The organism is Haemophilus sputorum CCUG 13788, assembly GCF_000238795.1.
Lineage (GTDB): Bacteria > Pseudomonadota > Gammaproteobacteria > Enterobacterales > Pasteurellaceae > Haemophilus_A > Haemophilus_A sputorum.
Genome location: NZ_AFNK01000007.1, coordinates 218,954 through 231,667, shown reverse-complemented (window position 1 = coordinate 231,667; position 12,714 = coordinate 218,954). Strand labels below are relative to the sequence as shown.

The following is a 12,714-nucleotide window of genomic DNA, read 5'->3' as shown; positions in this document are numbered from 1 at the left end:
TTTTATTCCTTATTAGTTTGCGCGTTTAGCCTCAATTACATCATCTAATTGAGCCAAGCGGGTTAAGATTTTTTGTAGCATATCCACGTTATTGAGTTCGATTTCCATATCAATAGTCGCAATGCCACGTTTGGTATCTGAACGGCTAGAAACCGCAAGCACATTGACTTTTTCATTTGCCATAACAGCACTAACATCGCGTAATAAACCATTTCTATCATTCGCAATGACGCGAACACTGAGGCTTAACCCTTGCGTATAATTACTTCCCCATTGTGCGCCAACCACTCGTTCCGGATTGCTGCTTTGCAGTTCAAACAATTGTTCACAATCGGATTTATGAATTGAAATTCCCCGTCCTTGAGTAATGTAGCCGACAATAGGATCACCTGGAATCGGTTGGCAACAACGGGCGATAGAGTGCATTAAATTTCCAACTCCATCGATAATGATTTGCCCGTTTTTCGCTTTTTGATTTTGATGTTTGTTCAGCTGTTTTAAAACCGCTTCATCTGCTTGTTCAGCGGTTGGTTTAATCAATTTACTTTGCAGATAATGGCTTAGCTGGTGCAATTTAATATCACCACCACCAATGCCTGCATAGAGGTCATCAATTTGTTTTAAGTTATAGCGAGGCAGCGCATATTGCTCGATTTGTTTTTGACTGAAGCCCCATTTTGCCATCTCGGCTTCTAATGCTTCGCGGCCAATTGGAATATTTTTATCCCGATCTAATTTTTTAAACCAAGCGATAATTTTTGAGCGAGCTTTAGCCGTGTTAACAAAGCTTGTATTTGGATTTAACCAGTCTCGACTTGGGTTAGGTTGTTTTTGGGTAATAATTTCAACCTGATCGCCCATTTGTAATTGATAAGAGAATGGGACGATTTTTCCAGCGACTTTTGCACCAATACAACGATGGCCAATTTCGCTGTGAATGGCATAAGCGAAATCTAGCGGAGTCGCATTTTTCGGAAGATCAACAACCTCACCTTTTGGCGTAAAGACATAAACACGATCATCAAAGACTTGTGAACGCATTTCATCGACCATATCGCTCGAATCTGCAATATCATTTTGCCACGCTAAGAGTTTACGTAACCAAACAATTTTTTCTTCATAGCCAGAACGACCTACACTTGCGCCTTCTTTATATTTCCAGTGCGCAGCTACACCAAGTTCGGCATCTTGGTGCATTTTTCGGGTGCGAATTTGTACTTCGATTGGTTTATCACCTTCTCCTAAAACAACGGTATGAATAGATTGATAACCGTTTGGTTTAGGTTGAGCAATGTAATCGTCAAAATGTTCTGGTAAGTGTTTATAGTGCGTATGAATTAAACTTAATGCGGTGTAGCAATCTTCTAGTGTTGGTACTAATACACGGGTAGCGCGAATATCGAAAAGTTGGTCGAAACGCAGGTGTTTTTTCTGCATTTTTTTCCAGATACTATAAATATGTTTTGGGCGCCCATAAACTTCTACATCATCAAGCCCTTCATGCAAACAAGCGGTTAAATCGCTAACGAAATTTGCAATATATTTTTCACGATCACGGCGGCGTTCGGCTAAGTCGAATTTAGCGATTTGACGATATTCAGCAGGGTGGAGGATGCGAAAGCAATAATCTTCTAATTCCCATTTTAACTGCCCGATGCCTAAACGGTTTGCTAGTGGGGCATAGACGTGAGAACACTCTTTAGCGGCTAATACTAAGTTTTCTTCCGTATAGCGATGGGTGTTGCGTAAATAGCTAATCCGTTCGGCAAGTTTAATGACCACACAACGGAAATCATCCACCATCGCAAGCAGCATACGGCGAATGTTGTCGATTTGAAGATCTGATGCGGAATTAGCAGAAAGTTGGCGGATGTTATCCATCTCCAACACGCCTTTTACTAAATTTTTAACTTGGTTGCTAAAATCTTCTTTGACTTGGGCAAGATCAATAATGTGATTTTTAACCAATGGGAAAAGCATGGCGGCCACAAGCGAATCATCATCCATATTCAAGCCATGCAAAATTTCTACCATCTCAATACCGTCCCACATTAAATCATACTGTTCGATATCAAGTTTTTCTTGCGCATAGCGCCAAGCGGATTGAAGTTGTTCGAAGGTAATTGGCGACATTTCAAGCGAAGCACTCCAGCTGGCTAATTCAAAATTAGCCGGATTTAGTTCGTGAGAATGACGAATCGCAACCATAAAACCTCCGTTTGCAAATTGTGTGAAAAAGATGACCGCTTGCAGTGCGGAATTATCATTATTATAGCTTAAATCAGAGTAAAAAGTGGGCTTTTTTCAAATAAAAAACCCGGTAAAAACCGGGTTAGAAAGTTGCTATAGCTTATAGGTAAAATTTTTCAACAAAGTTTAATTTGTCGTCAAGTTTTAACACAAGCGGCTGACCAGTTGGGATTTCAAAATCCATAATTTCTGCATCAGAAATACCAATAATGTGTTTTGCTAAAGCACGTAATGAGTTACCGTGTGCGACCACTAAAACACGTTCGCCAGATAATAATGCTGGTGCGATTTGGTCTTCCCAGAATGGCAATACGCGCTCTAATGTGATTTTTAAGTTTTCAGCATTTGGTACGATGTCTTTTGGAAGATGTGCATAACGGCGGTCGTTATGTGCAGAGTTTGGATCTTGTGGGTCTAAATCTGGAGGAGAAATATCGTAAGAACGGCGCCAAATATGCACTTGTTCATCGCCATATTGCTCAGCAGTTGCTTTTTTGTCTAAACCTTGTAACGCACCGTAGTGACGTTCGTTTAAACGCCAGTTTTTAACTTGTGGAATCCATAATTGGTTAGATTCTTCAAGCACGATATTACAAGTTTTGATTGCACGGGTTAATACAGAAGTGAAAGCGATATCAAATTCATAACCAGCTTCTTTTAATTTTTGGCCGGCAGATTTTGCTTCTTCTACACCACGCTCGGTTAAGTTAACATCGCGCCAACCGGTGAATAAATTTTTAGCATTCCACTCACTGAAACCGTGACGAATAAAGACTAATTCCATAAGGACTCCTATTGTGTAGTTAATTTGAAATTGGAACCGTTACTATTTATAGCAAAAATCTACCTATTTTGAAATAGACGGAAAGCACTTTGTTATTTTAAATCAATTGAGCTAAAAAATTTGATTCAGTGTGTAAAGATAAGTTTCCAAAATACACCTTTCAGAGTATCATGAGCGCATCTTTTTTATGCCAGAGAAAAACTATGCCAAACCGAGTTGCCACAGCTTCCCCTTTTGAACAGATTCTCACGCAATCTGCGAATATGCAGGATGTGATTAAACAAGCAAAAAAATTTGCCGATCTCAATGCGCCACTGTTGATTCAAGGCGAAACGGGTACCGGTAAAGATTTGCTGGCAAAAGCTTGCCATTTAGCAAGCCATCGTGCAACACAAAAATTTATTGCAGTTAATTGTGCAGGATTACCTTCAGATGAGGCTGAAACAGAAATGTTTGGGCATCACGGTAATGGCAAAGAAAATATAGGCTTTTTTGAATATGCTGATGGTGGCACGGTTTTGTTAGATTCGGTTGCAGAATTATCGCTAGAAATGCAAGCAAAATTGCTACGCTTTTTAAATGATGGTTCTTTTCGCCGAGTAGGCGAAGATCGCGAAATTAAAGTAGATGTACGTGTAATTTGCACCTCACAAAAACCACTTTCACAATTAGTGAGCGAAGGGAAAGTGCGTGAAGATCTCTTTCATCGTTTAAATGTACTGACACTTAATTTGCCGCCATTACGTGAACGTAAAGCAGATTTTCCGTTACTCGTTGCGCATTTTGTGAGAAATATCAGCCAGCAATTAGGTATTTCAACTTTGCAATATGATGATGAATTTGTCCAAACCTTAACGCAATATACTTGGCGAGGTAATTTGCGTGAACTTTATAATGCGATTTATCGTGCGTGTAGTTTATCGCATAGTTATCGTTTGTCGGTGAAAGATTTAGATTTACCGAATGAACAAGCGCCTATTTCGCCAGCTCAACTTCCGCAACAAGGCACTTTAGAAGAAATGATGAACCAATATGAAGCTGAATTGCTCACGCGTTTTTATGCTGAATATCCAAGCACTCGTAAATTAGCTCAACGTTTGGGGATTTCTCATACCGCAGTTGCCAACAAATTGCGTCAATATGGAATTGGAAAATCATGAGTCTAATTGCTTCTTCATTTTCCTATTTTGCAAAAAATTGGAAAAATCTGACCGCTTGTTTGGGCTTGTTTGTTATGTCATTTGCTCAGGCAGCTCCAAGCATTCCAGCAGAATTACGCGAGAATAGCTTGGTTTATTGTACTAGTATTTCTGGTTTGTCATTTAATCCACAAAAGGCAGATGTTGGCACTAATTTGGGCGTGGTGACTGAGCAGATTTATGACAAACTATTCGAATTTGATCTTCATACACAGCGTTTGAAACCGATGCTTGCAGAACATTATGAGGTGAATGATGATGGACGGGAAATTGTGCTTCACTTGCGCAAAAATGTACATTTTCATCAAACGCCATGGTTTACCCCAAGCAGACGTTTAAATGCGGAGGATGTTGTTTTTTCATTGAATCGAATGATTGGACGATTGGAAGAGTTACCTGCATTAGCGCATGAGGTGCGTTCTGATAACCATTTTGAGCAGTTACAACGTGAGGCTTATCAGAATAAAGCTGCACCAGTGCATTACGCCTATTTTGAAAAAATGGCGCTAAAAAATCAGATTGAATCGGTGAGTGCATTAAATTCTCATACCGTGAAAATTCGTTTAACCGTGCCCAATAATCATTTTTTGGATCATTTAGCGAGTCAATATGCGGTAATCCTTTCTAAAGAGTATGCATTGCAATTAAATGCGGATGACAATTTAGTACAGCTAGACCGTTTGCCTGTTGGTACGGGCGTTTATCAGCTTGCCTCTTATCCAAGCAATGATTATGTTCGATTAACGCCAAATCCTAATTATTGGGGAAAACCGGCTCAAGTTGCTAATTTAGTGGTGGACTTTTCAACCAACGGCACGGGCAGAATGGCGAAACTACTTAATCATGAATGCGATGTGATGGCATATCCAGAGCCGAGTCAAGTGCTATCGTTGCAACAAATGAGCGAGGTTCAAACGCAATTTGCTCAAGCTGAAGGAGCGAATTTGTCGTTTTTAGCATTTAATATGCAATCGCCTATCATGCAAGCGGTCGAATTTCGCCAAAAAATTGCAAAAGCGATTAACCGTGCTCGAATTGCGCAACGACTCTTTTACGGTTTTGCGGAAGTGGCAGATAATGTGTTACCGAATGTGATATATCCAACATTAAATCTGAATAGCTATCAGCCAACATTACCTGCTGAATCAGAACAAAAAGAGGAAAAGCCAACTAAATTACGTTTTTGGGTAGTAGATGAGAGCCGAATTTTTAACCCGCATCCAATGAAAATGGCGGAGATGATTCGTGCTGATTTACAAAAAGTAGGCATTGAAGTAGAAATTTTACCCGTGACGCGTGCTTATATTGCGCAACATTATTTAGCGCAACCAGCAAAATATGACATGGTGCTTACTGGGTGGCTTGCAAATAATGCCGATCCAAATGGTTTCCTAATGCCGATTTTATCTTGCCAAACGCAAAATGAGGTGATGAACTTAACGCATTGGTGCGATGAAGAGATGGATGAATGGTTAAAATTGGCAACATTAAGCCATGAGCCATTAGCTAAAAATATGTTATTACGTTTAACGCAATATCAGTTAGAACAGCAACTTCCTATATTGCCACTAGTACATGCTCATCACGTAGTGGTAGGCAACCAGCGTGTTCATGGATTGAATGTTTCACCATTTGGTTTTGTTCGATTATCTGAACTCTCACTGGCAGATAAACCAGTGACTCAATCGAAAAAGGATGAATAGATGTTAGGGCAATTTATCCGAAAAATATTATTAACGGCAATTACTTTGCTCATTTTATCGCTGATTAGCTATGTTATTTTATTGCGAGATCCACTTAATGATTTTGCCGATAGCAATATAGTCACGAGCTATGTCTATTATCTCACTGCGCTTGTTCAAGGCGATTTAGGAATTAGTTATATTAGTGGTGAGCCATTAACTGCGCAAATTCTAGCAGTCTTTCCAGCAACCTTATCGCTTTGTTTAAGCGCTTTATTATTAGCATTAGTGTTAGGGTTACCACTTGGGTTATTCGCGGCACAATTTCAGCATACCACATTGGGAAAATTACTGACCACGCTAGGTTCGTTTAGCTTTGTGTTTCCTGTGTTTTGGTTGGCAGCACTATTGCTTTATTATGCATCAGTTAATCAATGGGAAATTGCTGCCGTAGGCGATTTGCATCCTATCTATGAAATTCGACCGCTTACTGGCTTTAAACTGGTAGATATTTCGTTATCAGAATCTGATTATCAACTGAAAATGATGCAAAGTGCGCTTCATCATTTAGCGTTACCGAGTTTAGTGTTAGGTATTCCAGCGACTTTAGAAGTGATGCGCTTAACGCAAAATCGTGCAATTTATGTCATGAAACAAAGTTATATGAAAGTCGCGCTTACAAGAGGTTGGTCATCTTTTAAAATTTGGCGTACGCATGTACTAGGCAATACTTTACCTGCTTTAGTTCCGCTCATTGCGCATCTCTTTACCGTGATTTTTGCGTTTGAAATTTTAATTGAAAATATTTTCAGCATTAGTGGGATTGGGCGCTGGCTAATCAATGCATTGATGGTGCAAGATTATAATGCGATTTCAGCGGCATCAATGGCTATTGGCATTTTCGTATTAAGCATCAACTTATTATCTGGCTTAATGACAACTTTGCTTGATCCTGCTAAGAAAAAGGATTGGTATGTATAAAGAACCTGAACAGTTTCGCGATACACAATATTTCAAGGCATTTTGGCAACAAATGCGTAAAGATAAAGTGGCGTTAATCAGTTTTTATCTATTTTTAGCGTTACTTTTCTTAGTGTTTTTCGGGCATATTATTTCGCCTTATCCCTCTGAACAACAGTTTGTTGGTTTGGAGTTATTACCCCCTTCTTGGGATAAAATAGGGCAGGTCAGCCATTTCTTTGGAACCGATGATTTAGGGCGCGATATTTTCAGTCGAGTGTTATATGGATTTTATTATACATTTGGCGGTGCGCTATTGATTACGAGTTGTGTGGTGATAATTGGTGGGGCAATTGGTGTTTTTGTCGGCTTAAATCGAACTACATCATTGAGTTTGTTAGGCCAATTGTTTGATACGCTTTTATTTATGCCAGCGTTATTAAGCTCAATTATTATCGCAAGCTTAATGGAGCCTAGTTTGCCGAATGCGATGATTGCGGTGTTTTTTGCAACCTTACCGCATTTTATTCACCGAATTTATCAAGCAACGCAGTCAGAATTGATGCGAGAATATGTGATTACGCTCAAGTTAGATGGCGCAACAAATAAAATGCTGATAAAAGAGGTCATCATTCCCAATTTAATTGTTGTTGTCGTAAGAGAAAGTACTTCTGTTTTGATGTTTACTGTGCTTGATATTGCCGCATTAAGTTTTATTTCATTAGGGGCAAAGAATCTTACGCCAGAATGGGGCGGCATGATTAAAGAAGCTTTTGAGCTCATTTATATTGCACCATGGACAGTGATGGTACCTGGTGCGGTAATTACACTGGTCATTTTAATTGTCTCCGTATTAGGTCGGGGAGTAGTGCGTGTGTTAGAAAAATATCGTCACACAGCATAACCGAACTTGGAATAAATTATGGCATTACTTGATATTCGTCATCTTAGCATTGAGATCAATACCCCAACTGGGCGCGTTAAAATGGTTGATAGAGTCAACCTCAGCCTAGATGTAGGAGAAATTTGTGGTTTAGTTGGAGAATCTGGCTCAGGCAAAAGTTTAATTGCAAAAGTCATTTGTGGCGTAGTGAAAGATGAATGGATTATTACCGCAGATCGTTTTCGCTTTAATGATATTGAATTGTTAAAACTCACACCGAATCAACGTCGGAAAGTCATTGGTAGTCAAATTGCTATGATTTTCCAAAATCCTTTATCAAGCCTTGATCCGAGTAAAACCATTGGAAAGCAGTTAATTCATGCCATTCAATTTAAGGGCAAATGGTGGCAACGCATTGGTTGGAAAAAACGTAGAGCGATTGAATTGTTACACCGCGTGGGGATTCGCGATCACAAAGATATTATGCATACTTATCCAGCAGATATTACGGAAGGTGAAGCACAGAAAGTGATGATTGCAATGGCGGTTGCAAACCAACCCCGTTTGTTAATCGCAGATGAACCGACTAATACGATGGAACCGACTACACAGTTGCAAATCTATCGCTTACTTTCAAGTATGAACCAGAATCTTGGTACTTCAATTTTGTTAGTGAGTAATGATATGCGTAGCATTCAGAACTGGGTTGATTCGTACAGCGTACTCTATTGTGGGCAAACGGTTGAAGCGGGAAGTAAAGAGGCTTTATTAACACAAGCCTATCATCCTTATACCTCGATTTTATTGCATAGTATTCCGGATTTTTCTCAGCCATTAAGCTTTAAAAGCCCCCTTAATACTTTACAGGGCACAATTCCGATGTTGCAAGAAATGCCAATGGGATGCCGATTAGGGCCCCGTTGTCCATTTGCACAAAAAAAATGTATTCAAAAACCGCTTTTACGTAAGCTAAAACAGCAAGAATTTGCTTGCCACTATCCAATTAACTTTAAAGAAGCAGGAAGCACTAAGAAAGTGGAATTTGAACCAATCGTTGTCGAAAAACAAGAATAACGGGAAATGGCTATTGCTTTAGTGATTTTCTCTGTTAATATCTGAGCGCCTAAGCTTTGTAAAAGTTTAGTAAAATATGACCGCTTTACATTCAAAATAAGGATAACAGCTATGAGCGATTTAAAACAGCAAGCGTTAGATTTTCATGAATTTCCTATTCCAGGCAAAATTTCTGTCACCCCAACCAAATCTTTAGAAACTCAGAAAGATTTAGCTTTGGCATACTCTCCAGGTGTTGCGGAGCCATGCTTGGAAATCGAAAAAGATCCTGCAAACGCTCGTCGTTACACAGCGCGAGGCAACCTCGTTGGTGTAATTTCAAACGGTACGGCTGTCTTGGGTTTAGGCAACATTGGTGCTTTAGCTTCAAAACCTGTTATGGAAGGTAAAGGTGTGTTATTGAAGAAATTTGCTGGCGTTGATGTGTTCGATATTGAAATTGATGAGCATGATCCAGAAAAATTAGTAGAAATTATCGCTTCATTAGAGCCTACTTTCGGCGGTATCAACTTAGAAGATATTAAAGCGCCAGAATGCTTCTATATCGAACGTAAATTACGTGAGCGCATGAACATTCCTGTATTCCACGATGACCAACATGGTACGGCAATTATCGTAGGGGCTGCAGTGTTAAATGGTTTAGAAGTCATTGGTAAAAAAATTGATGAAGTGCGTTTAGTGGTAAATGGTGCGGGTGCTTCGGCGATTGCATGTACCAACTTGCTTCGTTCATTAGGCGTCAAAAAAGAAAATATCACTATGTGTGATTCTAAAGGCGTTATTTATCAAGGTCGTGGTGACAAAATGGATGAAACCAAAGTCTTCTACGCGATTGAAGATAATGGCTGGCGTACCTTAGCAGATGCAATTGATGGTGCAGATGTATTCTTAGGCTGTTCAAAAGCAGGTGCATTAAAGCAAGATATGGTGAAAATGATGGCAAAAAGTCCATTGATTTTGGCACTAGCTAACCCTGTGCCTGAAATCACGCCTCAAGATGCAAAAGCAGTCCGTCCAGATGCTATTGTTTGCACAGGTCGTTCAGATTATCCAAACCAAGTAAATAATGTGTTATGTTTCCCATTCTTATTCCGTGGGGCATTAGATGTTGGTGCAACAACCATTAACGAAGAAATGAAAATGGCAGCAGCACATGCAATTGCTGATTTAGCGAAAGAAATGGTACCAACAGAAGTGATTGCAACTTATGGCCATCTTGAGTTTGGCGAAAATTATATTATCCCAACTCCATTTGATCCACGTTTATTAGTTAAAGTCTCATCTGCAGTGGCAAAATCAGCAATGGATACAGGTGTGGCAACGTTACCAATTAGTGATTGGGATGCTTACGCAAAACGTGTTAAATCTTTAGTTGCTTAATTAGTACTTTTAAAATGACAGAAAAGAGTAGAGGAATATTTCATTTACTCTTTTTTATTGCTTGCATTTTTGCCTTAAATCCGTAAAATACCGCTCGACATTTTGTCAAATTATTTTACGGAAATAGCTGGGTCGCCTGCTATTTTTTATTTTTTAACGGAATGAAAATTCCACTACTTATTAAAGAGTATTTAATATGTCATACAAATTTGAAGCTGAAGTTCGTACAGCGCAAGGTAAGGGTGCGAGCCGCCGCCTGCGTCACAATGGTCAAGTGCCTGCAATCATCTACGGTGGTGCAGCTGAGCCAGTATCAATCGTATTAAACCACGATAACGTAAACAACGCACAAGCACACGATTCATTCTACAATGAAGTGTTAACTATCGTTGTTGCTGGTAAAGAAGAAAAAGTGAAAGTACAAGCGATTCAACGCCACCCAACTAAACCAAAATTAGTTCACTTAGACTTTAAACGCGTATAATTGCTTGAGATAATTTCTCTAAACAAATGAAAATGCCTTGGTTGATAAACCAAGGCATTTTTTATTCACTTTTCGTTTATTCACTTTTCGCTTCTTCTGATTTTATTTCATCAGTTTCAGACTGAGTGTTTAGAATTTCGGCAGTTTCTTCATTCAGTGCTTCAGCATTAGCATGAGGCTTAATGAATGGTTTTGGTGTCCAATATTTTTTGACGATTTCATTAGAAAAACCGTGTAATACCTCTTCATTTAAGCGTTCTTGATCGAGAGCACGCACTTGTGTAATCACTTCATCTGCCTCAACTGGATCGATACCTAACTGCATTAAGGTTGCATGACTAAGTGTAAGAGCGGATTCAAAAGTTTCTCGTACAATAAAGTTCACATCCTGTTTAATAAGCCCTACCGTTGTTTGACGGTCGTAGGTTCGCGCGAGGATTGGTAGTTTTGGATAAGCTTCGCGTAATTGTTCTACAATCGCTTCAATGCGAGTTGTATTGTTTATACCCAGTACGACACATTTTGCTTTTTCGATGCCTGCAGCGTGTAACACATCTAGGCGAATACCATCACCATAGTAAACTTTAAAACCGAATTTTGCTGCCGCACGAATGTTTTCAATGTTACGGTCGATTACCGACACGTTGATGCCTCGAATTAACAAGGTTTGACAAACGATTTGGCTAAAGCGTCCGAAACCAATTACCACAACGCTATCTTCTAAATCAACAATCGGATCCAATTCACTGGTATCTGGTTGTGAAGGATGTTTACTTTCTGAACGCATGACTAATTTACGCGTAATTTGCGTAATAAGCGGAGAGAATAGCATCGAAAGAATCACTGTTGCGGTAAAGATCGCTTTCTGATGTTCAGTCATCACGCCTGCGCCAAAAGCGGTAGAAAATAATACGAATGCAAATTCACCACCGTGTGCTAAGAGTGACATACGTCCTATTGCTTCACGATGATTTAAGCGGGTAAGGCGAGCGACTAAATAAACGGCTAATCCTTTACCAAAAATATAAAGGCAGACGATGCCCAGTAGGGATAATAGATTATGATAGACTAGGGTTAAATCTAACGACATCCCCACGCCCATAAAAAATAGCCCGAGCAATAATCCACGGAAGGGTTCGATATCTGCTTCTAATTGGTGGCGGAAAGAAGATTCTGAAAGCATTACACCTGCTACGAATGCGCCCATAGCCATAGACAGTCCACCAAGTTCCATAGCAAGAGCAGCTCCTAATACAACTAATAATGCTGCAGCGGTCATCATTTCACGAATACGCGCTTTTGAAATAAGACGGAATAATGGGTTCATTAACCATTTACCAGAAACAATAAGGCCAACTACAGCAGCAAGTGCAATACCAATAGAGGTCCAGTCAGTGTGTTCTGGCACGTCCGGTTTATTAGGTACTAAAAAGGCAATAGAAGCCAATAAAGGAACAATCGCAAGATCTTCAAAGATTAAGGTTGAAATAACGCGTTGTCCTTTTGGCGTACTTGTAATACCACGTTCTTCCAATGCTTGCATCACAATTGCAGTAGAGGAAAGTGTAAAGCCCATGCCCGAAATAAAAGCTACTTCTTTTGGCAGTTCTAAAATATAGATACCAGCAAATGTGAGGAGTGCACCACAAAGACCAACTTGTAAAAAGCCTCGGCCAAAAATAGCTTTACGCATTGTCCATAAGCGTTCAGGATGCATTTCCAAACCGATAATAAACAGGAACATGACCACACCAAGCTCGGCAAGATGCACGACGGCATCAGGATCTTGGATTACCCCTAAAACAGAAGGGCCAATTAAACAGCCGGTAATTAAATAGCCTAATACGCTACCTAATCCAAGGCGTTTAAATAAAGGAACGATAGTCACGCTGGAGGCCAGCAAAATGACAACTTTAATCAGCTCAGGACTTGTTGTGGACATAATGTTCTCTTAATGATGAAATGGTTTTAAATGCTTTTATTGTAACCTTTTCATGCGAAATTAACTATCAATAAAT

The 12,714-nt window shown here is 39.6% G+C and carries 10 protein-coding genes; 7 read left to right on the top strand and 3 right to left on the bottom strand.

The features are described from left to right. Nucleotides 1-12: 12 nt before the first annotated feature. Nucleotides 13-2,208: a GTP diphosphokinase gene (gene relA / locus HSP_RS0103075; RefSeq protein WP_007525231.1), complete on the bottom strand. Its 2,196-nt coding sequence runs from the start codon at nucleotides 2,206-2,208 to the stop codon at nucleotides 13-15. Nucleotides 2,209-2,350: 142 nt separating this feature from the next. After that, nucleotides 2,351-3,034: a 2,3-diphosphoglycerate-dependent phosphoglycerate mutase gene (locus HSP_RS0103070; protein WP_007524166.1), complete on the bottom strand. Its 684-nt coding sequence runs from the start codon at nucleotides 3,032-3,034 to the stop codon at nucleotides 2,351-2,353. 203 nt (nucleotides 3,035-3,237) lie between these two features. On the opposite strand from HSP_RS0103070, the gene HSP_RS0103065 reads away from it, so the two are divergent. The 7 genes from HSP_RS0103065 to rplY all read left to right on the top strand — a co-directional run bounded on the left by HSP_RS0103065 (nucleotide 3,238) and on the right by rplY (nucleotide 10,696). Next, a complete protein-coding gene (locus HSP_RS0103065) occupies nucleotides 3,238-4,194 on the top strand; it encodes a sigma 54-interacting transcriptional regulator (RefSeq protein ID WP_007524802.1) in 957 nt (318 codons plus the stop codon). Next, on the top strand, nucleotides 4,191-5,936 hold the full coding sequence (locus HSP_RS0103060) for an ABC transporter substrate-binding protein (RefSeq protein WP_010128376.1): 1,746 nt from the start codon (nucleotides 4,191-4,193) through the stop codon (nucleotides 5,934-5,936). Before HSP_RS0103065 ends, HSP_RS0103060 begins: the two co-directional genes overlap by 4 nt. Next, nucleotides 5,937-6,896: an ABC transporter permease subunit gene (locus HSP_RS0103055; protein WP_007524742.1), complete on the top strand. Its 960-nt coding sequence runs from the start codon at nucleotides 5,937-5,939 to the stop codon at nucleotides 6,894-6,896. Beyond that, nucleotides 6,889-7,779 carry an ABC transporter permease subunit gene (locus HSP_RS0103050; RefSeq protein ID WP_007524931.1) on the top strand — a complete coding sequence of 297 codons (891 nt, stop codon included), beginning with the start codon at nucleotides 6,889-6,891 and terminating at the stop codon, nucleotides 7,777-7,779. The genes HSP_RS0103055 and HSP_RS0103050 overlap by 8 nt, the downstream gene beginning before the upstream one ends. Nucleotides 7,780-7,797: 18 nt before the next feature. Then, a complete protein-coding gene (locus HSP_RS0103045) occupies nucleotides 7,798-8,832 on the top strand; it encodes a peptide ABC transporter ATP-binding protein (protein WP_007524400.1) in 1,035 nt (344 codons plus the stop codon). 111 nt (nucleotides 8,833-8,943) lie between these two features. After that, nucleotides 8,944-10,212: a malic enzyme gene (locus HSP_RS0103040; protein ID WP_007525384.1), complete on the top strand. Its 1,269-nt coding sequence runs from the start codon at nucleotides 8,944-8,946 to the stop codon at nucleotides 10,210-10,212. A 196-nt stretch (nucleotides 10,213-10,408) separates the two neighbouring features. Beyond that, nucleotides 10,409-10,696 carry a 50S ribosomal protein L25 gene (rplY, locus tag HSP_RS0103035; protein ID WP_007525204.1) on the top strand — a complete coding sequence of 96 codons (288 nt, stop codon included), beginning with the start codon at nucleotides 10,409-10,411 and terminating at the stop codon, nucleotides 10,694-10,696. Between the two features lie 76 nt (nucleotides 10,697-10,772). Here the strand turns inward: rplY and HSP_RS0103030 are convergent, their stop codons facing one another. Further along, nucleotides 10,773-12,638 (bottom strand): monovalent cation:proton antiporter-2 (CPA2) family protein, encoded by a 1,866-nt coding sequence (locus HSP_RS0103030; protein WP_007525082.1) that lies wholly within the window; start codon nucleotides 12,636-12,638, stop codon nucleotides 10,773-10,775. Nucleotides 12,639-12,714 lie beyond the last annotated feature (76 nt).

Bases quoted from the DNA above. Each gene is read 5' to 3' on its own strand.
- HSP_RS0103045 (WP_007524400.1), top strand. From the start codon at position 7,798: ATGGCATTACTTGATATTCGTCATCTTAGCATTGAGATCAATACCCCA.
- HSP_RS0103070 (WP_007524166.1), bottom strand. From the start codon at position 3,034: ATGGAATTAGTCTTTATTCGTCACGGTTTCAGTGAGTGGAATGCTAAA.
- relA (WP_007525231.1), bottom strand. From the start codon at position 2,208: ATGGTTGCGATTCGTCATTCTCACGAACTAAATCCGGCTAATTTTGAA.
- HSP_RS0103030 (WP_007525082.1), bottom strand. From the start codon at position 12,638: ATGTCCACAACAAGTCCTGAGCTGATTAAAGTTGTCATTTTGCTGGCC.
- HSP_RS0103065 (WP_007524802.1), top strand. From the start codon at position 3,238: ATGCCAAACCGAGTTGCCACAGCTTCCCCTTTTGAACAGATTCTCACG.
- rplY (WP_007525204.1), top strand. From the start codon at position 10,409: ATGTCATACAAATTTGAAGCTGAAGTTCGTACAGCGCAAGGTAAGGGT.
- HSP_RS0103050 (WP_007524931.1), top strand. From the start codon at position 6,889: ATGTATAAAGAACCTGAACAGTTTCGCGATACACAATATTTCAAGGCA.
- HSP_RS0103055 (WP_007524742.1), top strand. From the start codon at position 5,937: ATGTTAGGGCAATTTATCCGAAAAATATTATTAACGGCAATTACTTTG.
- HSP_RS0103040 (WP_007525384.1), top strand. From the start codon at position 8,944: ATGAGCGATTTAAAACAGCAAGCGTTAGATTTTCATGAATTTCCTATT.
- HSP_RS0103060 (WP_010128376.1), top strand. From the start codon at position 4,191: ATGAGTCTAATTGCTTCTTCATTTTCCTATTTTGCAAAAAATTGGAAA.